Below are 25,497 nucleotides of genomic sequence, written 5' to 3' on the forward strand. Positions count from 1 at the left end.
CGCTGGTCACCGCACTACCGCGCAGGACAAGGCCGCGCTCCGTCAGCTTGTTCCAGCCCCCGGGTAGCCCAGGTGGTTGTTCACCGAAACGTCACCCGGGCGTGTCAGCCGGCGCCCCCACCAGCCCGGGGCAGGGTTCAGCCGGCGACGGGCGGCGGCGCGACCGGCAGCAGCGCGGTGGCGTCCCGGGCCCGCCAGGCGCCGGCCCACAGCCCGGCCCCGTAGGCGAGGTCCTCCAGCCGGCGGCCGGCGGCGAAGGCCGCGAGGTCGACCTCCGCCCGGTGCGGCCACCAGGCGGCGACGGCGTCCCCGGCCAGCACCGCGAGCACCAGCGCCCGCGCCCGGCGGGAGACCAGCGCCGCGGCCAGCGCGAGCGGCCAGTGGTGCCGGGTCACCGAGCGGGCGAGCATCCGGCCGGCCCCCGCCGTCCCGCGCAGCACCAGCCCGGCCGCCCACCGGTACGGCGGCCGCCGTCCGGGCGGGGCCACCCGGACGGCCAGCCGTCGGGACGCCTCGGCCAGCACGGCGGTGGCGGCCAGCGCCCCGGCCGGCCGGCCGGTGAGCGCGAGCGCCCAGGCCGCGCCCGACCACGGGGAGAGCACCACGGGAGCGACGAGCGCCCCATGCCGCTGGGCCAGCAGCGCCGCGCCGCTGCCGTAGAAGGCGCGGCGGGTGAGGAAGTCCCGCGGGTCGACCCGGTGCTCGTGCGCCACCCGGGCGGCGGGCTCGTAGCGGACCCGCCAGCCCGCGCCGATCAGCCGCCACACCAGGTCGACGTCCTCCGCCACCTGCATCGACTCGTCGAAGCCGTCGCCGATCGCCGACCGCCGGGCGAGCAGCGCCGCGCTGGGCACGTAGGGGACGGCGCTGCGCGGGTGCACCAGCGCCGTCCGCTCCCCCATGTCCAGCGCGCTCGACAGCGCCTCGTACCGGGCCACCCAGCCCTCGGCCCGCACCGGCAGCGCGGTGATCCGCGGTGCGGCCAGCGCCAGCCGCGGGTCGGCGCCCAGGTGCCCGGCCAGGAGCCCCAGCCAGCCGGGCTCGGGCACGCAGTCGGAGTCGACGAACGCCACCAGCGGCGTGGTCGCCACCCGGAGCCCGGCGTTGCGGGCCGCGGCCGGCCCCCGTGCCTGCTCGTGCCGGATCACCTGCGCCCCGGCCACCTGGACCGGGTCGGCCGAGCCGTCGTCGACCACGACCACCGGGCAGGCCGCCGTCCCCGGATCCGCGCGCAGGGCGGCCAACAGCCGGGTGAGCCCGTCGGTGCGGTCCTTCACCGGGACGACGATCGTGACGTCGCCGGTGGCGGCGGGCGAGACCTCCGGGTGGGCGATCCCGGCGTCGACGAGCCGGCCGGTGAGGGTGGCGCTGCGGGCGTCGGTGACGGTCACCCGGTCCCCGTCGACCATCGCGCGGGCGGCGGGGGCCAGGCGCAGCTGCCGCAGGGGCGAGCCGCCGACCAGCACCGCGCCGTCCTCCCGGCGCTGCACGGCGGGGTCCAGCCGGACCACCAGCCCGGTGGGCAGCGGCTCCTCCGGCGGGGACGGCGTCGTCAGCACGTGCCGGACGGTAACGGGCCCGCACACGACGACGCCCCCGCCGGCCCGGGGAGGGCCGACGGGGGCGTCAGGTGCTGCGGGCGGTCAGCCGCGGGTGCGGGCGCCGTACCGCTGGTTGAACTTCTCGACCCGGCCGGCGGTGTCCAGCACGCGCTGGTTGCCGGTCCAGAACGGGTGCGACGACGCGCTGATCTCGACCGGGACCACGGGCAGGGTCTCGCCGTCCAGCTCGACGGTGCGCTCGCTGGCGATCGTCGAACGGGTGCGGAAGGTGGCACCGGTCGACGTGTCCTGGAAGACGACGGTCCGGTACTCGGGGTGGATGCCGTTGCGCATGGTGGGTCCTCTCGGTCTGCGCGGGACGTCCGCCCCCAGGCGGGGCGGGCTGATCGCGACTGCCCGGTACAACCGGCCCCCGGGGTTCGCTGTTCCCGGGTGGACCCGCCCGGGGCAGGGTCGAGCCGCGTGCGCACGCGGCCTCACCCCACCCGGCCCGGGTTGACCCGGGCGACGGGCAGGGCAGGGCTCAGAGCCGGGGGTCGACCGGCTCGGACTCCAGCGCCAGGACGGCGAAGACGCACTCGTGCACCCGCCACAGCGGCTCGCCGCGGGCCAGCCGCTCCAGCCCCTCCAGGCCGAGCGCGTACTCGCGCAGCGCCAGCCCGCGCTTGCGGCCCAGGTTCCGCTCGCGCAGCCGGGTCAGGTTCGCCGGCTCGGTGTACTCGGGGCCGTAGACCAGCCGCAGGTACTCCCGCCCGCGCACCTTCAGCCCGGGCTGCACCACCCCGCGCCGGCCGCGGGTGAGGTTGCCGGCCGGCTTCACCACCATGCCCTCGCCACCGCCGGCGGTGAGCGCGGTCCACCAGGCGGTCGCCGCCTCCTCCTGCGCCGGGTCGGTGACGTCGACGAACCGGTGCCCGGTGCCGCGCAGCAGCCCGGGGTCGGCGGCGGCCAGCCGGTCACCGACGGCGAGGTGCCAGTCGTGCGGGCGGTCGCTGAAGGTCGCCCCGGCGGAGGCGAGCAGCTGGAACGGGGCGAACGCGGTGCCGGTGAGCCCGTCGGTGGGCCAGCAGTAGCGCCGGTAGGCGGCGGTGAACCCCTCGGCGTCGGCCCGGCGGGCACGCTGGCGGTCCAGCAGTTCCCCGACGTCCAGGCCCCGGCCGGCCGCCTCGGCGAGCACCGCCTCGGCCACCGGCAGCGCGGCGCGGGCGGCGGCGCCGACCGGGGCGTACTGGCCACGGATCAGCTCCCCGGCCTTGGCCGACCAGGGCAGCAGCTCCCCGTCGAGCAGCAGCCAGTCGCTGCCGAGCTCGTCGAAGAGACCGGCGGTCTCCGCCGCCCCGGCCAGCCGGGCGAGGAAGGCCGTGGTCAGCTCCGCGCCGAAGAACGACCGGCCGGTGCGGGTGTACAGCGCGCCCCGCTCGGTGACCGGCCGGTCCGGGTCGCCGGTGGCGTCGGCCCGGCGGACCAGCGCCACCGCCCGCGAGCCCATGTGCTTCTCCTGGCAGACGACCCGGTCGACGCCCTCGCCGCGGTAGTAGGAGAAGGCCTCGGCCGGGTGCTCCAGCCGGTCCTCCCGCGCCGAGGTGGCGACCGGGCTCATCGTCGGCGGCAGGTAGGCCAGCTGCTGCGGCGCCAGCGCGAACCGGCTCATCACCTCGATCGCGGCGGCCGCGTTCTCCTCGCGCACGGTCACCCGCCCGGACAGCCGGGTCTCCACCACCCGCTTGCCCAGCACGTCGGCGACGTCGAGGACGGCGTCCGGCCGGGCCGGCGGTGCGTCGTCCGCGCTCAGGAACGGGCGGGCCGGCTCGTACCAGGTGCGCTGCGCGGGCACGGCGACCAGCTCGCGCTCGGGGTAGCGCAGCGCGGTGAGCCGGCCGCCGAACACGCAGCCGGTGTCCAGGCACATCGTGTTGTTGACCCACTCGGGCTCGGGCACCGGGGTGTGGCCGTAGAGCACCGTCGCCCGGCCGCGGTAGTCCTGCGCCCACGGGTAGCGCACCGGCAGCCCGAACTCGTCGGTCTCCCCGGTGGTGTCGCCGTAGAGGGCGAAGCTGCGCACCCTGCCGCTGGACCGGCCCTGCAGGTGCTCGGGCAGCCCGGCGTGCGCGACCACCAGCGCGCCGCCGTCCAGCACGAGGTGGCTGACCAGGCCGTCGCAGAACTGCTCGACGTCGGCGCGGAACTCCGGGCTCTCCGCCGAGAGCTGCTCCAGCGTCTCGGCCAGGCCGTGGGTGACCTGCACGTCGCGCCCGCGCAGCGCCTTGACCAGCTTGTTCTCGTGGTTGCCGGGCACGCACAACGCGGTGCCGGCGCGCACCATGCCCATGACCAGCCGCAGCACGCCCGGGGAGTCGGGCCCGCGGTCGACCAGGTCGCCGAGGAAGAGCGCCGTCCGGCCCCCGGGGTGGGTGGCGCCGACCGGCCGGCCGGCGTCGTCGCGCGCCAGCTGCCAGCCGAGGGCGGTGAGCAGCTCCTCCAGCTCCGCCCGGCAGCCGTGCACGTCGCCGACGACGTCGAACGGGCCGGTCCGCTCCCGCTCGTCGTTGTACTGCTTCTCCCAGGTGACCACCGCGGACTCGACGTCGGCCACCGAGGTGAGCCGGTGCACCTTGCGGAAGCCCTCCCGGGACAGCCCGCGGAGGCCGCGGTGCAGCTCGGCGCGCTGCCGGCTGACCACCCCGCGCGGCAGGTCCCGGTCCGTGCGGGCGGCGTTGCGCTCCTGGCACACCCCCTCGGGCAGGTCGAGCACGATCGCCACCGGCAGGACGTCGTGGTCGCGGGCCAGCTGCACCAGCGAAGCGCGGTCCTCCCGCTTGACGTTGGTGGCGTCGACGACGGTGAGCCGGCCGGCGCGCAACCGGGTCGCGGCGATGAAGTGCAGGACGGCGAAGGCGTCCGGGGTGGCCGACTGGTCGTCCTCGTCGTCGGCGACCAGGCCGCGGCAGACGTCGCTGGAGAGCACCTGGGTGGGGCGGAAGTGCGCGCGGGCGAAGGTGGACTTGCCCGCGCCGGAGGCCCCGATCAGCACCACCAGCGCCAGGTCCGGGATCGCGAGCTCGGTCATGCCGCCACCTCCGCGACGACGCCCCGGGTGAAGACCGCCAGCTGGGTCGGCGGCCCGACCTGCGGGTCGTCCTCCCCCACGCCGAGCAACCGCACCGTGTACCCGTGCCGCGCGGCGACCCCCTCCGCCCAGCCGGCGAACTCCGCCCGGGTCCACTCGAAGCGGTGGTCGCGGTGCCGGAACCCGCCGGCGGCCAGCGCGGGGTACCGCACGTTGTGCTCCACGTTGGGCGTGGTGACGACGACGGTGCCCGGTGATGCCGCGGCGAAGACGGCGTCCTCCAGCGCCGGCAACCGGTCGGGGTCCAGGTGCTCGACGACCTCCATGAGCACGGCGGCGTCGTAGCCGGCCAGCCGGGCGTCCCGGTAGGTGAGAGCGCTCTGCACGAGGGTGAGCCGCGCCCGCTGGCGCTCCGGCATCCGGTCCAGGTGCAGCCGGCGGGCGGCGACCTGCAGGGCGCGGGCGCTGACGTCGACCCCGACCACCTCGGTGAACGACGGCTCGCCGAGCAGCGCCGGGAGCAGCGCGCCGCTGCCACAGCCCAGGTCGACGACGCGGTGGGCGCCGGCGGCCCGGAGCGCGGCGAGCACGGCGCCGGCCCGCAGCTGGGCCAGCGGGGTGGGCCGGTCGGCGGGCGCGTCGGCGGGCAGGTCGGTGGGCACGGCGTCGTCGAACGTCTCGGCGTCCGTGTCGTCGACCTCGGCGAGCCGGGCGAGCGCCTGCCCGGCCAGCGACCGGCGGTGCGCCAGGTACCGCTGGGTGATCAGCTCCCGGTCGGGGTGGGTGGCCAGCCAGCCCTGCCCGGCGCGCAGCAGCTTGTCGACCTCGTCGGTGCTGACCCAGTAGTGCTTGGCGTCGTCGAGCACCGGCAGGGCGACGTAGAGGTGGTTGACCGCGTCGGCCAGCCGCATCGTGCCGGTCAGCCGCAGGTCGACCAGCCGCGAGTCGCCCCACTCCGGGAACTGCTCGTCCAGCGGCAGCGGGGTGGCCTGCACCGTCCAGCCCAGCGGGGTGAAGAACCGCTCGGCCAGCTCCGCGCCGCCCCGGCAGGACAGCGCCGGCAGGTGCACCTCCAGCGGCAGCGGCCGCCCGACCAGGTCCGGCCGCTCCTTGCTGACCCCGCGGCGGGCGCTGGCGAAGGCCTTGCCCAGGGCGACGGCGAGCAGGCTGGACGCCGCGTACGGGCGGTCGTTGACGTACTGGCCGAGGCTGAAGCCCTCGGCGGCGGCGCCCCGCGCGCCGCGGACCAGCCCGATCGGGTCGACCTCCAGCAGCAGCGCGACGGTGCACCGCTGCTCGGTCGCCTCCGGGTAGAACACGTGCGCGACCCCGGTGGAGACCTCGACCTGCTGCGCCCGGGCAGGGTTCTTGTGCAGCAGGAAGCCCAGGTCGGTGGCGGGTTCGTGGGTGGTCGAGAGGGTCAGCAGCACTGCGGCAGTGTGTCGGTTCCGGCACGCGTCCGGCCAGTGCGTTCGCGGGTGCGCGGTGACCGGACCGTGACCTCCGTGTGGTGAGGTCAGCCTCACCTGACCACCTGAAGGAGCACTGCATGTCCCGCACCGCCCTCCGCGGCACCGTCCTCCGGGGCACCGCCCTGCTGGCCGCCGCACTCGTCGTCACCAGCTGCGGCTCCGACTCCGGCGACGAGGAGACCAGCGCCGGGGGTGGCACGCCGTCCAGCAGCTCGTCCGGCGCCTTCCCGGTCACCGTGGACACCGCCTTCGGTGAGGTCGAGGTGCCCGAGGAGCCGACCCGGGTGGTGGCGCTGGGCTGGGGCGACGCCGAGACGGCGCTGGCGCTGGGCGTGCAGCCGGTGGGCGCGAGCGACTGGCTGGGCTTCGGCGGCGAGGGCGTGGGCCCGTGGGCCGAGGGGCTCTACGACGAGGCACCGGAGCTCATCGAGACGATCGAGCCCAGCTACGAGGCGATCGCGGCGCTCGACCCGGACCTGATCCTGGACACCAAGTCCCCGGCCACCCAGGAGCGCTACGACGCGCTGAGCGCCATCGCGCCGACGATCGGGCAGCCCGAGGGCGCCGACCAGTACCTGACCAGCCCGGAGCAGCAGCTGGAGATGATCGGCGCCGCGCTCGGCAAGAGCGAGGAGGCCGCCGCGCTGCAGGCCGAGGTCGACCAGGCGTTCGCCGACGCCGCCGCCGCGCACCCCGAGTTCGACGGGAAGACCGTGGTCGTCGGCACCCGCACCAGCGAGGGCTACGGCGCCTACGTCGAGGGCGACACCCGGGTGGAGTTCATGGAGCAGCTGGGCTTCACCAACTCCCCCGCGGTGCAGGAGCTGGCCGAGGACAGCTTCTCCGTCTCGCTGAGCAACGAGCAGCTCCCGCTGCTGGACGCCGACCTCACGGTGATGTTCCCGATCTTCATCGACGCCAGCGAGATCACCGACGACGCCCTGTTCCAGGCGGTGCCCTCCGTGCAGGACGGCCGCGCGGTGGTGCTCGACGACACCACGCTGACCAACGCGTTCTCGATCGGCACCCCGCTGGCCACCCAGTACGCGCTGGAGAACGCCGTCCCGCTGTTCGCCGACGCCGTCAGCTGAGCCACCCCGAACGGCCGTCCCGGCGCCCAGGTGGGCCGCCGGGGCGGCCGTTCGGCGTTCAGCCGCGGAGGCGGCCGGTGGGGTCGACGTCCCAGCCGGCGACGGCGGCCACCAGCCGGCGCACCATCCCGGCCAGCAGCTCCGCCCCCTCGGCCGCCGAGGCACCGGTCGGGTCGCCCAGCACGCCGTCCGGGCTGACCCCGCGCACCCCCTCGGCCCGCAGCCGCGGCAGCAGCTCGCCGATCGGCGTCGTCACCCCGGGGGTGGCGACCGCCTCGTCCACCCCGTCCGGTTCCACGTGCAACATCAGTGACGTCTCGGTGCGCCCGGCGTGCGCGTCGCCCCCGGCAACGCCGCAGGGGAACCAGGCGACGTCCCGCCGCTCCGTGCGCAGCAGCGGCACCGCCGCGCGCAGCGCGTCCAGGTTCCCGCCGTGGCCGTTGACCACCAGCACCCGGCCGGCCCACCGCCCGGCGGAGCGGCCGTACTCGGTGAGCAGCGCGGTGAGCGCCTCGGTGCCGAGGGAGATGGTGCCGGGGAAGCCCTCGTGCTCGCCGCTGGCGCCGTAGCCCAGCTCGGGCGCCAGCCAGGCGCCGTCCAGGTCGGGGACGGCGGCCTCGGCGACGGCGCGGGCGACGACGGTGTCGGTGGCCAGCGGCAGGTGCCGGCCGTGCTGCTCGACCGACCCCAGCGGGACGACGACCAGCGGCCGCGACCCGATCTCCGGCCACCTGGCCCCGCTCAGCCGCACGTCCGGAACCCTGCCAGACGGGGTGTCACCCGCCCCGGCGCGGGGCAGGGAGCAGCCCATGACCTCCAACGACGAGACCCGCAAGGTCGCCGAGCTGCTGAAGGACGAGCGGATCGCCGCGCTCACCACCACCGCCCTCGACGGCACCCTGATGAGCCGGCCGATGGCGATGCAGGAGGTGGAGTTCGACGGCGACCTGTGGTTCTTCGCCGCGCGCGACTCCCGCAAGGTCGCCCAGGTGCGTGAGCGCCCCCAGGTCAACGTGGCCACCTCCGGCAGCTCCAGCTGGGTGTCGCTGACCGGGATCGCGGTGGTGATCGACGACCTGGCGAAGAAGCAGAAGCTGTGGAACAAGGCCGTGGAGGCGTGGTTCCCCGACGGCCCGGACGACGCTGACGTCGTGCTGCTGCGGGTGGAGGCGACCTCCGCGGAGTACTGGAACTCCCCCGGGGGCCGGGTCGCGAGCGTCATCAGCTTCGCCAAGGCCAAGCTCACCGGCCAGGCCTACGACGGCGGCGAGAACGAGCGCGTCGACCTCTGAGGCCGGGCGCCCCGGTCCGCCGCGCTGTGGGCAACAGCGCGGCGGGCGGCCCGGTCAGCCGAGCTGCAGCCCGGCCAGCGGCGACTCGTCGCAGATCCGGGCGGGCGGTGCGGGTGTCGGCCGAGCGGGGATGCTCGGCATCCCGAGCAGGGTGGGCTGGCCGCGGACCGGGCCCTTGTGCGAGTGGTCCAGGTGGCTCTTGGGCGTGACCAGCTCCAGGTCCCGAGCCGCCAGTGCGGTCTCCCCGTGGCCCTGCACGCACTCCGGGTCCGGGCCGTCCAGCGGCAGGCCGGTGAAGAACTTCGCCGCCATGCAGCCACCGCGGCAGGCGTCGAAGTGGGCGCACTTGGTGCACGCGCCGCCGGTCTGCGGGCTGCGCAGCTCGGTGAACAGGTCCGAGGTCTGCCAGACCCGCTGGAACCCACCCTCGCTGCGCACGTTGCCGGCGAGGAAGTTCTCGTGGATGGCGAACGGGCAGGCGTAGACGTCACCGACCGGGTCGATCAGGCAGACGACCCGGCCGGCGCCGCACAGGTTCAGCCCGGGCAGGGCCTCGCCGAACGCGGAGAGGTGGAAGAACGAGTCGCCGGTGAGCACGCCGTCGCCGTTGGCCAGCAGCCAGGAGTAGAGCTCCCGCTGCTGCGCCTGGGTCGGGTGCAGCTGGTCCCAGACGTCCGCACCACGGCCGGAGGGGCGGAATCGGGTGATCCGCAGCTGGGCGCCGTAGCGGTCGGTGAGCGCCTTGAAGTCGTCGAGCTGGGAGACGTTCTCCCGGGTGACGACGACCGAGACCTTGAAGTCCTTCATCCCGGCCTCGGCCAGGTTCTCCAGCGCCCTCGTGGCGGTGGCGAACGAGCCGGCGCCGCGGACCCGGTCGTTGACCTCCGCGGTCGCGCCGTCGAGGGAGATCTGCACGTCGACGTAGTCGGTGCGGGCCAGCTGCGCGGCGCGGGTCTTGTCCAGCTTCACGCCGTTGGTGGAGAACTTGACCCCGACGTCGTGGCCGATGGCGTAGTCCAGCAGGTGCCAGAAGTCCGGCCGGACGGTGGGCTCCCCGCCGCCGACGTTGACGTAGAAGACCTGCATCCGCTGCAGCTCGTCGATGACCGCCTCGGCCTCGGCGGTGGACAGCTCGCGGGGGTCGCGCCGTCCGGAGGAGGACAGGCAGTGCACGCACGCCAGGTTGCAGGCGTAGGTGAGCTCCCAGGTCAGGCAGATGGGGGCGTCGAGGCCGTACTCGAACTGGTCGACCAGCCGGCCGCCGGTGGGGCGCTCGACGGCGGGGCGGGAGGGCAGAACGGCGGTCATGCGGATCGCCTCTCGATCATCTGGGAGCGGGCGAGGTCGGCCAGGGCCTTCACGTACGCCGGGCGCTGGGCCTCCGGCACGTCGCAGGCGGCGAGCGTGGCCGCCGCACTGGGGTGGTCGGCGAGGGACTCCACGACCCGGACCAGCGCCTTCGACTTCAGGAAGGAGAGCTTCCGGTTGCCGAAGTGGTAGACCAGCGCGCCGAACGGCTCCGGCCGCAGCGCGACCGACCGGGCCCGCCGCCAGGGGAGTGCGGGATCGAAACCGGCTGCTGCGGCCGGAGCGGGGGCGGACACGGTCGGCTCAGTAGACGCCGCACATGCCGTCGATGGAGACCTCCTCGACGAGGGACTCCTCGACCAGCGCCTCCTCGGCGGGCGCGGCGGTCTCGATCTGGCTGTCCTGCTGCGTGGTCTCGGGCACCATTGCCTCCGGGTGAGCTGGGTCACGCTGACCCCGGCGACGCTAGGTGACACCCAGTGCCACCGACAAGGGAGACGAGGGGCCCTTTCCGCGCGGCGGAAGAGAGAGGATGGCGGGGTGGTCGAGACGGTGGCCGGGGACGCGCGTGACCTCACGCGGGCCCGGATCGAGCAGGCGGCGCTGGAGCTGTTCACCGGCACCGGCTTCGAGCAGGTGACCACCGACGAGGTCGCCGACGCCGCCGGGATCAGCCGGCGCACGTTCTTCCGCTACTTCGCCACCAAGGCCGACGCCGTGTGGGGCGACTTCGCCGGCCACGTCGCGCGCCTGGAGTCCCGGCTGGCCGCCACCGACGACACCCAGCCGGTGATGGCCTCGATCTGCGCGGCCTACGTGGCGGTCAACGACTACGCCGCGGCCGACCTGCCCCTGCTGCGGCAGCGGATGCGGCTGATCCTCACCGAGCCGGCGCTGCAGGCGCACTCCCAGCTGCGCTACGCCGCCGTCGACCGGGTGGTGGCCGAGCACGTCGCCCGGCGCGCCGGGACGACGCCGGACGCGCTGCTGCCCCGGCTGGTGGCCACCAGCACCCGCGCCGCGGCGACGACCGCGTTCGAGGTGTGGCTGGCCGACGGGGAGATGACCCTGGCGGTCTCGCTGCACAGCGCCTTCGACCAGCTCGCCGACGGCTTCCCCGCGCTGCGCCGCTGACCCCCCCCATCGGAGGGGGCGTCCCTGGCGGGTGCGTCCAGTGCTCGGGTGATCCGGCCGATCGGACGGGCATGCCCTCCGCGCGCCCGCTGCCGGCCCCCTCCCGGCGCGCGGCCGTGTGCGCGCCGCCGACGTCGACTCCGCCGAGGTCCGCCGCCACGTCGCCGGCCGGGCCCGCACGTCGGGGCTCGCGGCCGGCTCGGTGGCCGCGGTCGGCTACCCGGGGTGGGCGGTGCTCGACGCGGCCCTGGAGCCCGCCGCGGCCGGCCGGCTGCTCGCCGTGCGCGCGGTGGGCACGGCGCTGATCTGGGCGCTGCTGCTGGTGCTGTGGCGCCGGCCGGTGGGCCGGCGGTACCCCGGGGCACTGGTCTTCGCCCTGCTCGCGGTGGTCCAGGTGACGACCGCGTGGATGCTCACCGAGGTGCGGCACCTGGAGTTCTACCTGCTGGGCCTGTCGCTGGCGCTGCACGCCAGCGGGCTGCTGCTGGTGGTCCGGCCCCGCTGGACGGTCCGCCTGGTGCTGTGCACGTGGGCCGCGTTCCTCGTGGCGGTCCCCCTCGACCCCACACCGGTCCCCGCGCGGCTCGTCGTGGCCGTCGTCGTGTTCCTCGCCATCACGAGCTTGGTGGTGCTGGTCGCCCACTGGCACCGCTGGCAGCTGGCCCTGCGCGAGTTCGTCGCGCGCCGGCGCCTGGAGGCAGAGCAGCAGCGCACCCAGGAACTGCTCGTGCGGCTGGAGCGTCTCAGCCACGAGGACCCGCTCACCGGCCTGGCGAACCGGCGGCGCTGGGACACCGCGCTCGCGACGCGGTGCTCCGGGGCCCGGGAAGCCGGCACCCCGGTGGCGGTCGTGCTCATCGACCTGGACCACTTCAAGCAGGTCAACGACCGGTTCGGCCACGCGGCCGGTGACGCGGCCCTGCAAGCGGTGGCGCAGCTGCTCCGCAGCCGGGTGCGCGGCGGTGACCTGGTGGCCCGGCTGGGCGGGGACGAGCTCGCCCTGCTGCTGCCCGGCGCCGAGCTGGTCGACGCCGTGCGGTTGGCCGAGCGGGTGCGGGCCGAGGCCCACGCCCTGTGGCCGGCGGGCTTCAGCGGCCCGGGGATCAGCCTGTCCCTCGGCGTCGCCGCCGCGGTCGGGGACGGGGCCGACCCACGGGCCCTGCTGGCCTCGGCCGACGCCCAGCTGTACCGGGCGAAGGCGAGCCGGGACGCGGTCAGCGCGGCGCGGTCCGTGCTCGCCTGACCGACCGGACGGCGTCGCTCAGGCGGCCACCGGGTCATCGGTGAGCCGCGCCCGGCGACGCCGCAGCCGGGCCGGCTCGAAGCACCAGGCCACCGCCGCCGCGCCGAAGCCGACGGCGCCCAGCCACCACCACGGCGTGTCGTTCAGCGCGAGCAGCACGGCGCAGCCCGTGGCCAGCGTGAAGGCCAGTGCACCGACCACCAGCTGGGCGCTGGTCGCCGCCCGCCGCCCGTCGAGCAGCCGGACGGCGGCGACGCGCACCCGCGGGTCGGTCGGCACGGGGCCCCGGCGCGACGCGCGGTCCGCCGTCCGGGCGGCGTGGCGGCTCAGCCCGGCGGTGACCTCCCGGAACCGGGCGTCCTCCCGGCGGGCGCCCCGCGATCCGGCCAGCCCGGCGACCACCCCCACGAGCAGCCCGCTGAGCAGCGCCTGGGTCAGGGAGAGGTCGAGGTCGTCGTCGGTGCCGAGCAGGAAGGCGCCGTAGGCGGTGAACACCAGGCCGAGCCCGAGGGTCTGCACCCACCACGGCCGTCGCGGAACGAGAACGGACACCACCCGAGGGTGGCAGGCCGTGGCGCCGGTGACCAGCACCGACGCCACGGCCCGGGGTGATCAGACGGTGGGGTTCTTCTGGGAGACGCCGCGCAGCACCTCCGACGGGCGCTGCTGCTCCCCGGCGTAGGAGCTGACGACGACCAGCGCGCCGGTCAGCGCCGGGATGACCCACTGCAGCGTGTCGAGCCGCTCCTGGGCGACGGCGACCTCGGCGCGGGCCCGCTTGGACGGCTTGGTGCCCCGCTTGGACGGGGTGGCGCCGCCGGCGGCGACGATCTGGCCCAACGCCCGGCTGTAGGCGGTGACACCCAGGGCGGCGGCGGTGAGGGCGGTCTTGACGACCGACATGCCAGCGGCGCCCTGCTGCTGGGCGACGCGGCGCTTGTTGGCCTGGAGCTGGCCGACGCTGCCGATCAGGTGCGCACCGATCGCGGCGGCGTTGACCGGCGTCCACCGGTTCCAGCCGGCGTTGGCGACGGCGCCGGCGGCCTTGGCGCTGCCGGCCTCGGCGGCGGCCTCGTTCAGGGCGACCGCGTTGGCCAGGGTGCCGCCGAACCAGGCGGCGAGGCCGACGTCGTGCAGGGAACGGGAGAGCGTGTTGCGGGCCATGGCTGGGCTCCAGGTGTCGGGGACGGGCCGGCGGCCGAGGGCCGCCGCGCATGGGCCGACCGGTACCCCGCGGTTCCGCGTCCCACCCGCCGACACGCCATCCGCCGCCGGCCGTGGCAGCCTCGGGCCATGGCGGACGCGGACCTGCACTTCTACTTCGACCCGGTGTGCCCCTTCGCCTGGATGACCAGCCGGTGGGTGCGCCTGGTGCAGTCCCAGCGCGACTACACCGTCGACTGGCGGTTCATCTCGCTGCGGCTGATCAACGCCCACGTCGACTACGACGCCCAGTTCCCGCCGGAGTACGAGGCCGGGCACACCGCCGGCCTGCGACTGCTGCGGGTGGCCGCCCGCAGCCGCGCCGAGCACGGCCGGGCCGCCGTCGGCACGCTGTACGCGGCCCTGGGGCAGCGCATCTTCGACACCGCGCCCGACCCGGGGGCGACCGGCGCCGAGCGGGGCACCCGCGAGTACCTGACGCCGGTGCTGGAGCGCGCCGGCCTCCCGGTCGAGCTGGCCGATGCGCTGGAGGACACGTCCTTCGACGCCGTCGTCCAGGCCGAGACCGACGAGGCGCTGGCACTGACCGGCAAGGACGTCGGCACGCCGATCCTGCACGTGCAGCCGCCGGAGGGGCTGGCGTTCTTCGGCCCGGTGATCAGCCGGCTGCCCGCCGAGGAGGACGCCGTCCGGCTGTGGGACCACGTCGTCGGCCTGGCCGGCTTCCCCGGCTTCGCCGAGCTCAAGCGCAGCCTGCGGGAGCTGCCCCAGCTGCGGGGGCTGGGCGTCGCCGACGGCGAGGTCGGCACCCAGGAGGACTGGCACGGCGGCAGCCGCCGTCAGCACCGGTAGAACTCACCCGTGACCGAGAGCCTGACGCACCGCGACTCGATCGTCGTCGCGACCACCCCCGACGCGCTCTACGACCTGGTGTCCGACGTGACCCGGACCGGCGAGTGGAGCCCGATCTGCGCCGCCTGCTGGTGGGACGAGGGCGCCACCGGGGCGGTCGGGGACTGGTTCACCGGCCGCAACGAGGTGCCCGGCCGGACGTGGGAGACCCGCAGCCAGGTGGTCGCGGCCGAGCGGGGCCGGGAGTTCGCCTGGCTGGTCGGCGGGAGGCTGGTGCGCTGGGGTTTCACCATGACGCCGGTCGAGGGCGGCACCCGGCTCACCGAGACCTGGGAGTTCCTCCCCGCCGGCCTGGCCCTCTTCGCGGAGAACTACGGCGACCAGGCCCCGGCGCAGATCGCGGACCGGACCCGGGCCGCGCACGAGGGCATCCCGGCGACGCTGGCCGCGATCAAGCGGATCGCCGAACAAAGCTAAAGAGTCCTTGCGCAAGACTTCTTGCGCATGTCACGCTCTCGCCATGACCGACGACCCGGGACGGCGCGAGCTCCGCGATCCGCAGGCGATCCGCGCCCTGGCCCATCCGCTTCGCATCGCCCTGCTGGAGGTGCTCTCCGGGGAGGGCACCGCCACCGCCACCCGCTGCGCCGAGCTGCTCGGCGAGAGCGTGGCCAGCTGCTCGTTCCACCTGCGCACCCTGGAGAAGCACGGCTTCATCGAGCGCGCGCCGGGTGAGGGGCGGGAGAAGCCGTGGCGACTGCTGGCCCTGACCCAGGAGATCCGCCCGGCCGACGACGAGGCCGGCCGCGCGGCCGGGACCGCCACCGACGACTTCTTCCTCGACCACGAGACCGCCCGGATCCGCGCCTGGTGGGACCGGCGGGCGCAGGACGACCCGGAGTGGCGGCACGCCACCTGGATGACCGGGTCGACGTCGTGGCTGACCCGGGCGGAGCTGGCCGAGCTGCAGACGGAGATCGGCGCGGTGGTCGAGCGCTTCTTCGTCGACCGGGCCGAGGGCGCGGCGCAGCGGCCCGGCGCGCGGCCGGTCCGGCTGTTCACCGCCACCAGCGTGGGCCTCAGCAACGGCGTCGGCTGATGGGCGCGTTCCGGGAACCCCGATTCCGGCGGCTGTTCGTCGGCTGGTCGCTGGGCAACTTCGGCGACAGCGCGCTGTACCTGACGCTGGGCATCTGGGCCAAGGAGCTCACCGGCAGCAACGCCGCGGCGGGCCTGGTCTTCCTGGCGATCCTGCTGCCCACCGTCGCCGCCCCGGCGATCGGGCACCTGGCCGACCGGGTGCGCCGCCGCCCGCTGCTCATCACCGTCGACCTGGCCGCGGGGCTGGGTGTCCTCTCGCTGCTCACGGTGCGGGGCCCGGACCAGCTGTGGCTGCTGTACGCGGTCGCCTTCGGCTACGGCCTGGTGGCGACGGTGCACACCGCGGCGCAGTCCGGGCTCGTGCGCGACCTGCTGCCCGACGAGCTGCTGCCCTCGGCCAACGGCGCGCTCTCCACCGTCGACCAGGGGCTCCGCCTGGTCAGCCCGCTGGTGGGGGCGGGGCTGTACGCCGCGTTCGGTGGCGGGGCGGTGGCGGTGCTGACCGCGTCGACCTTCGCCGTCGCCGCGGTTCTGCTCGGCACCGTCCGGATCATCGAGTCCGACCCGGCAGCGGTCGCCCGGGAGCCGTTCCGGCGTGAGTTCACCGCCGGGTTCCGGCACCTGGCCGGCGACCCGGTGCTCCGCCAGATCGTGCTGGCGCTCGCGGCGGGGATGAGCGTGCTCGGCCTGCTGGACACCGTGGTATTCGCGGTGATCGACGAGGGGCTGGGCCGGCCGGCAGCGTTCTTCGGCGTGCTCACCAGCGTGCAGGGTGGCGGCAGCGTGGTCGGCGGCCTCACCGCCGCCTGGCTGCTGCGCCGGGTGGGCGAGGTGCGGGCCGTCGGCGTCTCGCTGGCCGCGTTCGCCGTCGCACTCACCCCGATGGCGTTCGGCTCCACGGCGCTGGTGCTGGCCGGTGCCGCGCTGGCCGGGGCGTCGATCCCGTGGTTCGTCGTCGCCTACGTCACCGCCCGGCAGAAGCGCACACCCCGCCACCTGCAGGGCCGGGTGGCCGGCGCCGGGATCGTCGCGATGAACGGTGCGCAGACCGTCTCGTCCGGGCTCGGGGCGGTGCTCATCGGGCTGGTCGACCACCGGCTGCTCATCGCCGTGGCCGTCGCCGTCCTCGCCGTCACCGGGGCGCGGCTGGTGCTGCGGCCGAGGTCAGCCGGCCAGCCAGTCCCGCAGCCCGGCCAGCAGCCGGTCGACGTCGGCGTCGTCGCTGTAGGGGGCCAGGCCCACCCGCAGCCCACCGGCGTCGCCCAGCCCCAGGTGGCGGCTGGCCTCGAGCGCGTAGAAGGAGCCGGCGGGGGCGTTGACGCCCCGCTCGGCCAGGTACCGGTGGGCGTCCCGGGGGTCCCGGTCGGCGAAGGTCAGCAGCAGGGTGGGGGTGCGCCGGGCCGCGCGTGACCACAGGGTGACGCCGGGCAGCTCCCGGACGCCGTCCTCGATGCGCGCCCGCAGCCGGTCCTCGTGCTCCTCGACGGCGGTCATCGCCGCGATGAGCCGGCTGCGCCGGTGGCCCTCGGGGCCGGCGATCCCGGCCAGCACGTCGACGGCGGCGGTGGTGCCGGCGAGCAGCTCGTAGGGCAGCGTGCCCAGCTCGAACCGCTCGGGGACGGCGTTCGTCGAGGGCAGCAGCTTGTCCGGGTGCAGCGTCTCCAGCAGCGCCGGGGCGGCGACCAGGCAGCCGCAGTGCGGGCCGAGGAACTTGTACGGCGAGCAGACCAGGAAGTCCGCGCCCAGGGCGGCGACGTCGACCGGGGCGTGCGCGGCGAGGTGCACGCCGTCGACCCAGGTCAGCGCGCCGGCTGCGTGGGCGAGCGCGGTGATGGCGGCGACGTCGGGGCGGGTGCCGATCAGGTTGGAGGCGCCGGTGACCGCGACCAGCCCGGTGCGCTCGGACAGCAGCGCGCCGACGGTGGCCGGGTCGAGCTCGCCGGTAGCCGGGTCGAAGTCGGCCCAGCGCACGGTCGCGCCGCGTGCCTGCGCGGCCTGCACCCAGGGCCGGATGTTCGCGTCGTGGTCGAGCCGGGTGACCACCACCTCGTCGCCCGGGCCCCAGCCGGCCGACAGCACCCGGGACAGCTCGTACGTCAGGGCCGTGGCGCTGCGGCCGAAGACGACCCCGCCCGGGTCGCCGCCGGTGAGGTCGGCGATCGCCTGCCGGGCGGCGACGACGACGGCGTCGGCACGCCGCTCGGCCGCGGTGACCGAGCCGCGGTTGGCCATCGGCGCGGTCATCGTCGCGGCGACCGCCTGGGCCACGGCGAGCGGGGTCTGCGACCCGCCCGGCCCGTCGAAGTGGGCGGCCCCGCCGGCCAGGGCGGGGAACTGGGCACGCAGTGCGGCGACGTCGAAGCTCACCCGGCCACGCTAACCGCGCCGGGTGACAGGGGTCGGCGCTAGGTTCCGCCGCATGGTCGACCTCTCCGACGCCACCCAGCTGCTGGTCTTCGGCAGCACGCGGGTCCCGAAGCCGGAGTCCCGGCACCTGTTGCTGCTGGCCGAGGGCGTCGTGCACGTCGACTTCGACGACCCCGACCACGTCTTCCTGGCGACCGTCACCCGCGTCGCCCGGGTGCACCTGCCGACCGGCGACCCGGTCGTGGCGGTGCTCGACGGGGTCGGCGTGCGCCTGACCGACGTCGAGCTCGCCAACCACGTGACGGTCGTGCTGGCGGGCAGCGGACCGGACGCCGAGGAGCAGGCGCGCGCGTACACCGAGGCGTTCAGCGCGTGGGGTGCGGTCGCCCGGCACGAGGCGCCGCCCTCGGCTCCGGGCGAGCGCCTGAGTGCGCTCCACTGCGGAGTCACCGACGACGTCGGGACGGTCTATGCGCTCTCGTCCGGGGCGTTCGGCGGCAGCGAGGACCCGTGGCAGGGCCGGTGGCAGTTCCTGCCCCTGCCCCCGCCGGACGCGCGCCGGCTGCGGGTCACCGTCGGGGACGGTCCCGCCGTCGACGTGCCACTGCCCGACCGGAGCTGACCGGGCGGGCCGTGGGCTACGGGTTGGGCTGCCCCGGTCGCAGGCGGCCGGTCAGCGTCGTGACCCGGGTGCCGACCACCACCAGGTTGAGCACGATGACCGCCAGCCAGACGGCCCGCCACCCGCCGGTCTGCGCGACCGCACCGATGGACAGCAGGATCGTGGAGAGGACCAGCCAGCCGAGCTCCGCGGTCAGGAGCAGCTGGGTCCGGCGCCGGGACATGGCCGGAGGATGGCCCAGCCTGGTGCGCCTGTACAGCTCTGCGCCAGGATGCAGCCCGTGTCGGGAGCCGAGCCGGTCGTGCGCGTCGCCGGGCCGGGCGACGTCCCGGCCGTCTGCCGGTTCGGCGAGGAGCACGTCCCGCCGCACTACACCCCGCTGATCGGCGCCGAGGCAGCCGCCGCCCAGGTCCGCGACTGGTGGGACGAGCCGTCCATCGGCGCGGCCGTGGCCGAGGGGCTGGTGGTCGTCGCCGAGGCCGGCGGGCAGCTGCTGGGTGTCGCCCAGCGGGGGTGGTTCGCCGGCCACCACGTGGTCTGGAAGCTCTACGTGCACCCCGACCACCGCAGCCAGGGACTCGGCTCGCGGCTGCTCGACGCCGTCATCAGGCAGCTGCCGAACGACGCCCAGCGGCTGCGCATCGAGCACTTCGCGGCCAACGAGCGGGCGGGTGCCTTCTACGAGCGGGTGGGCTTCGCCGTCGAACGGATCGAGCCCAGCCCCACCGGCGACCCGGCGCTCGCCGTCGTCTGGCGCGCCCGCCGGCTGGACCTTCAGGGCGGCGACCAGGTGTAGGTGCAGTCGGCTTCCCGCTCCTCGTTCCGGCTGCCGTCGTCCTCGTCGACCAGGGTGAAGCCTGCGGCCTCGTAGAAGTGCCGGGCGCGGATGTTGCGCTGGAACACCCGCAGCGACAGCCCCTCCGGCCGGGCGCGCACGGCGTCGTCGAGCAGAGCCCGGCCCACCCCGGCGCCCTGGTGGTCCGGGTCGACGTACAGCTGCGCCAGCCAGTCGCCGTCCACCGCGGCGAAGCCGACGACGCGCCCGCCGTCCAGCGCGACCCGCACCCGCTGCCCGGCCAGCACCACGTGCGCCATCCACCAGCGGGTGGCGGCCTCGTCGTGGGGGGAAGCCAGCCAGGGCATCGCCACCGACCGCGACCGCCGGAGCAGCGCGGTCAGCGCCTCGGCGTCGTCCGGCGCGCCGTCCCGGATCAGCAGGGTCACGAGAGGCGCGACGCGAGCAGCTGCCGGCCGGGCCCCTCGAGCTCGGTCAGGGCGACGGTCCGGCCGCAGGCGGCCAGCAGGAGGTCGATGCCGCGGCCGCGGACCTCGGCGCCGTCGCCCTGCGCCCGGTCCAGGTCGGTGCTGACCAGCCGGAGGCCGCGGAGCCGGCCGCGGGGCACGAACCCGACCGGCCGCCCGGTGGTGATGAACTCCAGCGCGACCGCCACGGCCGCGGGGTCCGGGTCGAACGGCAGGCCGAGCGGCAGCCGCATGTCGCCCTCGTGCACCAGCACCTCGGTCAGCGGGGCCCGCGGCCCGGTGAGCGGCGGGGTGAACCGGCTCTCCGCCCGCTCCCGCAGCAGCGCGACCGTCTCGGCCACCGGACGACGGCCGGCCCGGCGCGCCGCCTCGTCGTTCGCCCGGTGCAGCCGTCCGCCGGCCCGCACCAGGTCGCGGGCGAACTCCCCCAGGGCGCCCGGCGCAGCTGCGTCGGCGAGGTGGGCACCGACGGTGCGGACGTCCCACCCCGCGCAGAGGCTCGGCGTGGCCAGCTGGGCGTCGTCCAGCCCGGCCAGCAGGTCCGCGACCGCCCGCCGGCGCACCGCGGCCAGCGCGAACGGGTCGGCGCTCATCGGGCCACCGCCGCGACGACCCGGTCCGGGCGCACCAGCACCGAGCGGCCACGCAGCCAGCGCACCAGCTCCGCGGAGCCGAACGCCGTCGCGTCGAGCACCGGCCCGGGCCAGTCGCCGGGCACCCGGCCACCCGCGGTGAGCACCGCCCAGCCCTCGCCCAGCAGGTCGTCCAGCCGCCCGCCCGCCACCGCCGGCTGCGGCAGCAGCGCCCCCACCGGCGACCCCGGGGCGAACCGCCGACGGCGCACCAGCGGCCCCGGCCGCAGCGGCGGCGTCCGGCTGTCGGCGGCGAAGGCGGCGACCCCGGGCAGCGCGAGCACGCCCCGGCGGAGCAGCGCCGCGGAGCGCCCGCCGCCGTTCATCAGCCGGCCGAGCAGCACCGCCAGCCGGACGAGCGCGGTCGCATGCGGCGCCCGCTCCGCCTGGTGGGTGTCCAGCAGCGCGTCGTCCGCCCCGGCCAGCACCGCCGCGAGCTTCCAGGCGAGCTGGTGGACGTCGCGCAGCCCCAGGCCGAGGCCCTGGCCGATGAACGGCGGGGTGAGATGCGCGGCGTCGCCGCACAGCAGCACCCGCCCGGCGCGCCAGCGGTCGGCGACGGCAGCGCGGTAGGTGTACTCCGCCGTCCGCACGACGGCGCACCCCGCGGCGCCGAACCGGCCGAGCAGCGCCGGGAGGTCCGGGTCCCGGGCCGACTCCCCCGGCGCGAGCCGGAACTCCGCCCGGTACCGGTCGCCGGCCACCGGCATGAACGTCGCCGGCCGCGCCGGGTCGCAGACCTGGTGCACGCCGGGCCAGACGTCGAGCGGGACGTCGGACGTCAGGTCGACCACCAGCCAGCGCTCGGCGGGGCCGAGGTCGCGCATCCACCCGCCGATCAGCCGGCGCACCGTGCTGTTGGCGCCGTCGCAGCCGAGCACCGCCTCGGCGACCAGCTCCTCGACCGCCCCGGTCCCCCGGTCCCGCAGCCCGAGCCAGACCGCCCCGTCCCGCTGTTCCACGTGCAACACGTCCACCCCGCCCCGCAGCGACGCCCGCGGCTCGGCGTCCAGCGCGGCGCGCAGCACCGCCTCCAGGTCGGGCTGGCTGAACATCGAGCCCTGCGGCCAGCCGTGCACCCCGCGCCCCCGCGGGGCCTCCAGCAGCACCCGGTGCTCGGCGTCCAGCAGGCGCAGCCCGGCCATCGGCCGGCTCACCGCGGCGAACGCGTCGGCGACGCCGGCGGCCTGCAGCACCCGCAGCGACTCGTCGTCCAGGTGGACCGCGCGCGGCTGCGGGTACGGCGCATCGTGCCGGTCGAGCACCAGGACGTCGACCCCACGACGGGCCAGCAGCAGCGCCGCCGTCACCCCCACCGGGCCGGCGCCCACCACCACCACGGTCACCGGCTCAGTCTCGCCCACGTGCGGGGTGCCACCTGACGGAAGTCGGCGTCGCGCCGATGTGACCGACGGCATAGGTTCCGGCTCCGGGTGCGGGAGCGCGCCCGCCCACCGACGCCCTCGACGAGGAGGGCAGGAGGAGGTCCCCGTGCCCGTCCCCACCCGCGGCGCGATCCTGCGTGAGGCCCCCGGCAGCTGGGAGGTCACCGACCTGCTGGCCGACGACCCCCGTACCGGCGAGATCCAGGTGAAGCTGTCCACCTCCGGGCTCTGCCACTCCGACGACCACATCGCCACCGGCGACATGCCCAGCGGCCACTACCCGATCTGCGGCGGCCACGAGGGCGCCGGCGAGGTGATCGGGGTGGGCCCGGGCGTCACCGACATCCGGGAGGGCGACCACGTCGTCTTCTCCTTCCTGCCGGCGTGCGGCCGCTGCCGCTGGTGCGCCACCGGCAAGCAGTACCTGTGCGACTCCGGCGCCAACATCGGCATGGGCTCGCGCTGGGACGACGCCGAGAGCTTCCGGTACTCCCTGCCCGACGGCACCCCGGTCGGGCAGATGTGCGGGCTGGGCAGCTTCTCCGAGGTCACCACGATCGACGTCCGGTCGGCGGTGAAGATCGCCTCCGACATCCCGATGGACATCGCCTGCCTGGTCTCCTGCGGCGTCGGCACCGGCTTCGGCACCGCCACCCAGGCCGGCGCGGTCGAACCGGGCGAGACGGTGATCGTGATGGGCATCGGCGGGATCGGCATCAACGCCGTGCAGGGCGCGGCCTTCGCCGGCGCCAGCCACGTGATCGCCGTCGACCCGGTGCCGTTCAAGCAGGAGAAGGCCCGCGAGTACGGCGCCACGCACGCCTTCGGTGACATCGAGGAGGCCACCGACTTCGCCCGCAGCGTCACCAACGGCCAGGGCGCGGACAAGGCGCTGGTCACCGTGGGCGTCACCACCGGCGAGCACGTGGCCCAGGCGCTGGCCAGCGTCCGCAAGGCCGGGGTGGTCGTGGTGACCGGGCTCGGCCCGGTCTCCGCCGTCGGCCTGCCGATCTCCTCCATGGACTTCACCCTCTTCGGCAAGGAGATCAAGGGCGCGCTGTTCGGCGACCAGAACCCGACCACCGACATCCCGCGGATGCTGCGGCTCTGGCAGGAGGGCAACCTCAAGCTCGACGGCCTGATCACCAACCGCTACCGGCTGGACGACATCAACACCGGCTACCAGGACATGCACGCCGGCAAGAACCTGCGCGGCGTCCTCGAGTTCAGCTGATGACGATGACGACCTCCGCCTCCCCGACCTCCGCCGCCCGCCTCGACGGCGTCGGCATGGTGCACACCGCCCGGCAGCGGGTGGTGGCCCGGGTGCGGGAGGCGGAGGTCGTCGCCGCCGCGCTGGCGGCGGGCCGGAACGTGGTGCTGGAGGGTCCGCCCGGCACCGGCAAGACCACCCTGCTGCGGGCCCTGGCCGACGGCACCGGGGTGCCGCTGGTGCTCGTCGAGGGCAACGCCGAGCTCACCCCGACCCGGCTGGTCGGCCACCACGACGCCTCCCGGGTGCTCACCGAGGACTACCGGCCGGAGAACTTCGTGCCCGGCCCGCTGACCCGGGCGATGACCGAGGGCGCGCTCCTCTACGTCGAGGAGTTCAACCGGGTGCCCGAGGAGACGATGAACGTGCTGCTCGGGGTGCTCTCCGAGCGCGAGATGCACGTGCCGCGGTTCGGCCGGGTCACCGCCCGGCCGACGTTCCGGCTGGTGGCGGCGATGAACCCGTTCGACGCCGTCGGCACCGCCCGGATCACCCCGGCGCTGTACGACCGCTCCTGCCGGGTGGCCATGGGGTACCAGACCGAGGACGACGAGCGGGCGGTGGTCACCACCGCCACCGGCGGCCCGGCGCCGCTGCTGCACCGCGCCGTGCGGGCGGTGCGGATCACCCGCGACCACCCCGAGCTGCGGATCGGCTCCTCCGTCCGTGGCGCCATCGACACCGTGCTGATCGCCCGGGAGCTGGCCGGCGTGCGCGGGGTCGGCCCGGACGACGAGGAGGTCGGCACCGACGCCGCCCTCGCCGCGCTGACCGGCAAGGTCACCGTCTCCGACGGCATCGCGCGCCCGGTGGAGGACGTCGTCCGCGACATCTGGCGCCGGGCCGGTGAGGAGCTGGGAAAAGCCTGACCCCCGGGCCCGACCCCGGGGCACCGGCACCGCCCCCCGCACCGGACCGGCTCGCCGACCCGCCGGGACGGCGACCGGCGCAGCCCGCACCCGTCAGCGAGGACGCCGACGTCGAGGCGCTGCTGCGCGGGCAGCGCACCCCGCGCGCCGGGCGGGCGGAGCTCACCCGCGCCCACCCTGACCTGCCGCAGGTCAGCCCGGAGGCCGGTCAGCTCGACGAGGCGGCGCTGGCGGAGGTGGCCGGCCGGGACCCCGATGCGGCGGTGCGCCTGCTGACCGCGCTGGGGCGGGCGGTCGACCCGGCGCTGCGGGCCGCCGCCCGGGCGCTCGCCGCACGCCTGCCGGTGACCGCACCGCGGCGCGGCCTGCCGGACCGGCCGGGCAGCCGGCGGGTGGTCACCCGCCGCGATCCCACGGGCGCCGACGTCGATCTGGACGCCACGCTGGCCGCCCGCGGCGCCGAGCCGCACTGGCGGGCCGAGCACCTGCACACCCGCGGCTGGCGGGCGACCGGGCGGGCCTGCGTGCTGCTGGTCGACGCCTCCGGCTCGGTGGCCGGCGACGAGCTGGCCTCGGCGGTGCTCACCGCGTCGGCGCTCACCCAGCGGATGCGCCCGGGCGACGAGCTCGCCGTCGTCGCGTTCTGGTCGACGGCGGTGGTGCTGCAGCCGCTGTCCGCGGTCGCCCGGCCGCAGCTGGTCGTCGACCGGCTGTTCGACCTGCGCGGGGGCGGCACGACCGACCTGGACCTGGCGCTGCGGACGGCGGCCCGGGAGCTGGCCCGCACCCGGACGGCGGCGCGGGAGGTGCTGCTGCTGTCCGACGGGATGCCCACCGACAGCCCCGACCCCCGCCCGGCGGCAGCCGCGCTCACCCGGGCGGGAGCGCGGCTGCACGTGCTGGGGCTGTCCACCGACGAGGAGTCGGTGGCGAACTGCGCAGCGCTGGCCGCGGCCGGCGGGGGTCGCAGTGCACCGTTGCACCGCCCCGCGCTGGCCCCGGCCGCGGTCCGCGCGCTGCTGGATTGAACGCTGCCGGGTCAGGCGCCCGGCTGCAACGTGTTCAGGTCGATCGGCGCCTCCGGGGCGACGATGTCGAACTGCTCACCGTGCTCGGTCAGGGTCAGGGTCTGGTTCCCGTCGTCGGTGTTCTCCAGCTGCAGCGGGTACGGCTCCCCCTCGGCCGCGACGGCCAGCGTGCTGCCGTCGGTCTGGGTCACGATCAGCACCTCCTCGCCGTCGAGCTCGTCGGTGGTCACCTCGTCCTCGATCTCGGTGTCGGGGTTGCGCAGCTGGTCGACCAGGGTGGCCAGGGTGAGCTCCTCGAAGCCGGCCGTGCCCTCCTCGGGGACGACGACCCAGGCACCGTCGAGCTGTCCGGCCACCTCGGCGGGCACGCCGGAGGCGGTCCAGAAGTCGCCGGGCGCCTGCAGGTAGACGACGCCGCCGGTGCGCAGCAGGCTGAGGGTCAGCCCGCCGGTGGTCACGGTGCCGCTCACGTCCTCACCCTGCATCACCAGGTCGACGGTCTCCGCCTCCGCGCCCGCACCGGTACCGCCGGTGACGTGCACGGAGCCCGCCTCCTCGAGGGCATCGGCGGCGGCCGAGGCGACCTCCGGGCCGGTCTGGTCGGTCGCGCCGGACTCGCTGCCGCTCTCCGCGGCGGAGGACGACGACGCCTCGCCGGTCGTCTCCTCGTCACCGCCGCAGCCGGCGAGCAGGACGGCGGCGAGTCCCGCGGTGGCGCCGGCGGTGGCCAGCCTGCGGATCTGCATGGGGTCTCCGTTCCTCGGTGCCGGGA

28 protein-coding genes and 1 pseudogene are annotated in these 25,497 nt (G+C 75.9%); 13 read left to right on the plus strand and 16 right to left on the minus strand.

Features of this window, described 5'->3' with window-relative positions; all coding sequences use genetic code 11:
- Positions 1 to 137 precede the first annotated feature (137 nt).
- The 4 genes from mftF to JD78_RS16520 form a co-directional block, all read right to left on the minus strand.
- Entirely contained in the window at positions 138 to 1,559 is a 1,422-nt protein-coding gene (mftF, locus tag JD78_RS16505; RefSeq protein ID WP_228395115.1) for a mycofactocin biosynthesis glycosyltransferase MftF, read from the minus strand.
- 84 nt (positions 1,560 to 1,643) lie between these two features.
- Positions 1,644 to 1,895, minus strand: a complete 252-nt coding sequence (locus JD78_RS16510; protein ID WP_153359634.1) for a type B 50S ribosomal protein L31 — start codon at positions 1,893 to 1,895, stop codon at positions 1,644 to 1,646.
- Positions 1,896 to 2,085: 190 nt separating this feature from the next.
- On the minus strand, positions 2,086 to 4,629 hold the full coding sequence (locus JD78_RS16515; RefSeq protein ID WP_153359632.1) for a polynucleotide kinase-phosphatase: 2,544 nt from the start codon (positions 4,627 to 4,629) through the stop codon (positions 2,086 to 2,088).
- The gene (locus tag JD78_RS16520) at positions 4,626 to 6,059 is read right to left on the minus strand and encodes a 3' terminal RNA ribose 2'-O-methyltransferase Hen1 (RefSeq protein ID WP_153359630.1); all 1,434 of its coding nucleotides are present in this window, start codon (positions 6,057 to 6,059) and stop codon (positions 4,626 to 4,628) included. Before JD78_RS16520 ends, JD78_RS16515 begins: the two co-directional genes overlap by 4 nt.
- A gap of 119 nt (positions 6,060 to 6,178) precedes the next feature.
- Between JD78_RS16520 and JD78_RS16525 the strand changes: the two genes are divergently transcribed.
- Positions 6,179 to 7,192: an ABC transporter substrate-binding protein gene (locus tag JD78_RS16525; protein ID WP_153359629.1), complete on the plus strand. Its 1,014-nt coding sequence runs from the start codon at positions 6,179 to 6,181 to the stop codon at positions 7,190 to 7,192.
- A 58-nt stretch (positions 7,193 to 7,250) separates the two neighbouring features.
- On the opposite strand, the gene mftE is transcribed toward JD78_RS16525, so the two are convergent.
- Complete coding sequence (gene mftE / locus JD78_RS16530) at positions 7,251 to 7,943, minus strand: mycofactocin biosynthesis peptidyl-dipeptidase MftE (protein WP_228395114.1); 693 nt, start codon at positions 7,941 to 7,943, stop codon at positions 7,251 to 7,253.
- A gap of 58 nt (positions 7,944 to 8,001) precedes the next feature.
- On the opposite strand from mftE, the gene JD78_RS16535 reads away from it, so the two are divergent.
- The gene (locus JD78_RS16535) at positions 8,002 to 8,484 is read left to right on the plus strand and encodes a pyridoxamine 5'-phosphate oxidase family protein (RefSeq protein ID WP_153359625.1); all 483 of its coding nucleotides are present in this window, start codon (positions 8,002 to 8,004) and stop codon (positions 8,482 to 8,484) included.
- A gap of 54 nt (positions 8,485 to 8,538) precedes the next feature.
- On the opposite strand, the gene mftC is transcribed toward JD78_RS16535, so the two are convergent.
- Genes mftC through mftA form a run of 3 tightly spaced genes read right to left on the minus strand, consistent with a single transcriptional unit; the run spans position 8,539 to position 10,215 of the window.
- On the minus strand, positions 8,539 to 9,792 hold the full coding sequence (mftC, locus tag JD78_RS16540; RefSeq protein ID WP_153359622.1) for a mycofactocin radical SAM maturase: 1,254 nt from the start codon (positions 9,790 to 9,792) through the stop codon (positions 8,539 to 8,541).
- Complete coding sequence (gene mftB, locus JD78_RS16545; RefSeq protein ID WP_153359621.1) at positions 9,789 to 10,088, minus strand: mycofactocin biosynthesis chaperone MftB; 300 nt, start codon at positions 10,086 to 10,088, stop codon at positions 9,789 to 9,791. The genes mftC and mftB overlap by 4 nt, the downstream gene beginning before the upstream one ends.
- A gap of 7 nt (positions 10,089 to 10,095) precedes the next feature.
- The gene (gene mftA / locus JD78_RS16550; RefSeq protein ID WP_243731063.1) at positions 10,096 to 10,215 is read right to left on the minus strand and encodes a mycofactocin precursor MftA; all 120 of its coding nucleotides are present in this window, start codon (positions 10,213 to 10,215) and stop codon (positions 10,096 to 10,098) included.
- Positions 10,216 to 10,332: 117 nt separating this feature from the next.
- Between mftA and mftR the strand changes: the two genes are divergently transcribed.
- Together mftR and JD78_RS16560 are read left to right on the plus strand one after the other, a co-directional pair.
- A complete protein-coding gene (mftR, locus tag JD78_RS16555; RefSeq protein WP_153359619.1) occupies positions 10,333 to 10,926 on the plus strand; it encodes a mycofactocin system transcriptional regulator in 594 nt (197 codons plus the stop codon).
- A 118-nt stretch (positions 10,927 to 11,044) separates the two neighbouring features.
- Positions 11,045 to 12,169, plus strand: coding sequence for a GGDEF domain-containing protein (locus JD78_RS16560; RefSeq protein ID WP_166521238.1), 1,125 nt, complete (start codon positions 11,045 to 11,047; stop codon positions 12,167 to 12,169).
- 18 nt (positions 12,170 to 12,187) lie between these two features.
- Here the strand turns inward: JD78_RS16560 and JD78_RS16565 are convergent, their stop codons facing one another.
- Positions 12,188 to 12,721, minus strand: a complete 534-nt coding sequence (locus tag JD78_RS16565; RefSeq protein WP_153359615.1) for a hypothetical protein — start codon at positions 12,719 to 12,721, stop codon at positions 12,188 to 12,190.
- A 60-nt stretch (positions 12,722 to 12,781) separates the two neighbouring features.
- Positions 12,782 to 13,333 carry a hypothetical protein gene (locus JD78_RS16570; RefSeq protein WP_153359613.1) on the minus strand — a complete coding sequence of 184 codons (552 nt, stop codon included), beginning with the start codon at positions 13,331 to 13,333 and terminating at the stop codon, positions 12,782 to 12,784.
- A gap of 129 nt (positions 13,334 to 13,462) precedes the next feature.
- Between JD78_RS16570 and JD78_RS16575 the strand changes: the two genes are divergently transcribed.
- The 4 genes and pseudogenes from JD78_RS16575 to JD78_RS22365 form a co-directional block, all read left to right on the plus strand.
- Positions 13,463 to 14,185: a mycothiol-dependent nitroreductase Rv2466c family protein gene (locus JD78_RS16575; protein ID WP_153359611.1), complete on the plus strand. Its 723-nt coding sequence runs from the start codon at positions 13,463 to 13,465 to the stop codon at positions 14,183 to 14,185.
- 9 nt (positions 14,186 to 14,194) lie between these two features.
- Entirely contained in the window at positions 14,195 to 14,662 is a 468-nt protein-coding gene (locus JD78_RS16580) for an SRPBCC family protein (RefSeq protein ID WP_153359610.1), read from the plus strand.
- 43 nt (positions 14,663 to 14,705) lie between these two features.
- Positions 14,706 to 15,284 (plus strand): winged helix-turn-helix domain-containing protein, encoded by a 579-nt coding sequence (locus JD78_RS16585; RefSeq protein WP_153359608.1) that lies wholly within the window; start codon positions 14,706 to 14,708, stop codon positions 15,282 to 15,284.
- Positions 15,284 to 16,429 (plus strand): annotated as a pseudogene (locus tag JD78_RS22365) (MFS transporter); the annotation flags it as partial. The gene JD78_RS16585 and the pseudogene JD78_RS22365, both read left to right, overlap by 1 nt.
- A 21-nt stretch (positions 16,430 to 16,450) precedes the next feature.
- Here the strand turns inward: JD78_RS22365 and JD78_RS16590 are convergent.
- Positions 16,451 to 17,653, minus strand: a complete 1,203-nt coding sequence (locus JD78_RS16590) for a cysteine desulfurase-like protein (protein ID WP_153359604.1) — start codon at positions 17,651 to 17,653, stop codon at positions 16,451 to 16,453.
- Positions 17,654 to 17,705: 52 nt separating this feature from the next.
- Between JD78_RS16590 and JD78_RS16595 the strand changes: the two genes are divergently transcribed.
- Positions 17,706 to 18,275 carry a hypothetical protein gene (locus tag JD78_RS16595; protein ID WP_153359602.1) on the plus strand — a complete coding sequence of 190 codons (570 nt, stop codon included), beginning with the start codon at positions 17,706 to 17,708 and terminating at the stop codon, positions 18,273 to 18,275.
- 16 nt (positions 18,276 to 18,291) lie between these two features.
- On the opposite strand, the gene JD78_RS16600 is transcribed toward JD78_RS16595, so the two are convergent.
- Positions 18,292 to 18,498 (minus strand): hypothetical protein, encoded by a 207-nt coding sequence (locus JD78_RS16600; RefSeq protein WP_153359600.1) that lies wholly within the window; start codon positions 18,496 to 18,498, stop codon positions 18,292 to 18,294.
- Positions 18,499 to 18,555: 57 nt separating this feature from the next.
- Between JD78_RS16600 and JD78_RS16605 the strand changes: the two genes are divergently transcribed.
- Positions 18,556 to 19,071: a GNAT family N-acetyltransferase gene (locus JD78_RS16605; protein ID WP_208104126.1), complete on the plus strand. Its 516-nt coding sequence runs from the start codon at positions 18,556 to 18,558 to the stop codon at positions 19,069 to 19,071.
- Here the strand turns inward: JD78_RS16605 and JD78_RS16610 are convergent.
- Genes JD78_RS16610 through JD78_RS16620 form a run of 3 tightly spaced genes read right to left on the minus strand, consistent with a single transcriptional unit; the run spans position 19,050 to position 21,534 of the window.
- On the minus strand, positions 19,050 to 19,499 hold the full coding sequence (locus JD78_RS16610) for a GNAT family N-acetyltransferase (protein WP_208104127.1): 450 nt from the start codon (positions 19,497 to 19,499) through the stop codon (positions 19,050 to 19,052). The two genes, JD78_RS16605 and JD78_RS16610, sit on opposite strands and share 22 nt — an antisense overlap.
- Complete coding sequence (locus JD78_RS16615; RefSeq protein ID WP_153359596.1) at positions 19,496 to 20,131, minus strand: maleylpyruvate isomerase family mycothiol-dependent enzyme; 636 nt, start codon at positions 20,129 to 20,131, stop codon at positions 19,496 to 19,498. Before JD78_RS16615 ends, JD78_RS16610 begins: the two co-directional genes overlap by 4 nt.
- Positions 20,128 to 21,534, minus strand: a complete 1,407-nt coding sequence (locus tag JD78_RS16620) for a bifunctional 3-(3-hydroxy-phenyl)propionate/3-hydroxycinnamic acid hydroxylase (protein ID WP_228395113.1) — start codon at positions 21,532 to 21,534, stop codon at positions 20,128 to 20,130. The genes JD78_RS16615 and JD78_RS16620 overlap by 4 nt, the downstream gene beginning before the upstream one ends.
- A gap of 127 nt (positions 21,535 to 21,661) precedes the next feature.
- Between JD78_RS16620 and JD78_RS16625 the strand changes: the two genes are divergently transcribed.
- From JD78_RS16625 to JD78_RS16635, 3 genes are all read left to right on the plus strand, one after another.
- Entirely contained in the window at positions 21,662 to 22,789 is a 1,128-nt protein-coding gene (locus JD78_RS16625; RefSeq protein WP_153359594.1) for an NDMA-dependent alcohol dehydrogenase, read from the plus strand.
- On the plus strand, positions 22,789 to 23,697 hold the full coding sequence (locus JD78_RS16630) for an AAA family ATPase (protein WP_228395112.1): 909 nt from the start codon (positions 22,789 to 22,791) through the stop codon (positions 23,695 to 23,697). The genes JD78_RS16625 and JD78_RS16630 overlap by 1 nt, the downstream gene beginning before the upstream one ends.
- A 263-nt stretch (positions 23,698 to 23,960) precedes the next feature.
- On the plus strand, positions 23,961 to 24,725 hold the full coding sequence (locus JD78_RS16635) for a vWA domain-containing protein (protein ID WP_228395111.1): 765 nt from the start codon (positions 23,961 to 23,963) through the stop codon (positions 24,723 to 24,725).
- 11 nt (positions 24,726 to 24,736) lie between these two features.
- Here the strand turns inward: JD78_RS16635 and JD78_RS16640 are convergent, their stop codons facing one another.
- Positions 24,737 to 25,471: a hypothetical protein gene (locus tag JD78_RS16640; RefSeq protein WP_153359593.1), complete on the minus strand. Its 735-nt coding sequence runs from the start codon at positions 25,469 to 25,471 to the stop codon at positions 24,737 to 24,739.
- Positions 25,472 to 25,497: the final 26 nt, after the last annotated feature.

Source organism: Modestobacter roseus (assembly GCF_007994135.1).
Taxonomy (GTDB): Bacteria; Actinomycetota; Actinomycetes; order Mycobacteriales; family Geodermatophilaceae; genus Modestobacter; species Modestobacter roseus.

Coding starts and splice junctions, on each gene's coding strand:
- JD78_RS16630 (WP_228395112.1), top strand. CDS start 22,789: ATGACGATGACGACCTCCGCCTCCCCGACCTCCGCCGCCCGCCTCGAC.
- JD78_RS16510 (WP_153359634.1), bottom strand. CDS start 1,895: ATGCGCAACGGCATCCACCCCGAGTACCGGACCGTCGTCTTCCAGGAC.
- JD78_RS16525 (WP_153359629.1), top strand. CDS start 6,179: ATGTCCCGCACCGCCCTCCGCGGCACCGTCCTCCGGGGCACCGCCCTG.
- mftC (WP_153359622.1), bottom strand. CDS start 9,792: ATGACCGCCGTTCTGCCCTCCCGCCCCGCCGTCGAGCGCCCCACCGGC.
- JD78_RS16570 (WP_153359613.1), bottom strand. CDS start 13,333: ATGGCCCGCAACACGCTCTCCCGTTCCCTGCACGACGTCGGCCTCGCC.
- JD78_RS16640 (WP_153359593.1), bottom strand. CDS start 25,471: ATGCAGATCCGCAGGCTGGCCACCGCCGGCGCCACCGCGGGACTCGCC.
- JD78_RS16535 (WP_153359625.1), top strand. CDS start 8,002: ATGACCTCCAACGACGAGACCCGCAAGGTCGCCGAGCTGCTGAAGGAC.
- JD78_RS16615 (WP_153359596.1), bottom strand. CDS start 20,131: ATGAGCGCCGACCCGTTCGCGCTGGCCGCGGTGCGCCGGCGGGCGGTC.
- JD78_RS16515 (WP_153359632.1), bottom strand. CDS start 4,629: ATGACCGAGCTCGCGATCCCGGACCTGGCGCTGGTGGTGCTGATCGGG.
- JD78_RS16600 (WP_153359600.1), bottom strand. CDS start 18,498: ATGTCCCGGCGCCGGACCCAGCTGCTCCTGACCGCGGAGCTCGGCTGG.
- JD78_RS16595 (WP_153359602.1), top strand. CDS start 17,706: ATGGTCGACCTCTCCGACGCCACCCAGCTGCTGGTCTTCGGCAGCACG.
- JD78_RS16575 (WP_153359611.1), top strand. CDS start 13,463: ATGGCGGACGCGGACCTGCACTTCTACTTCGACCCGGTGTGCCCCTTC.
- JD78_RS16585 (WP_153359608.1), top strand. CDS start 14,706: ATGACCGACGACCCGGGACGGCGCGAGCTCCGCGATCCGCAGGCGATC.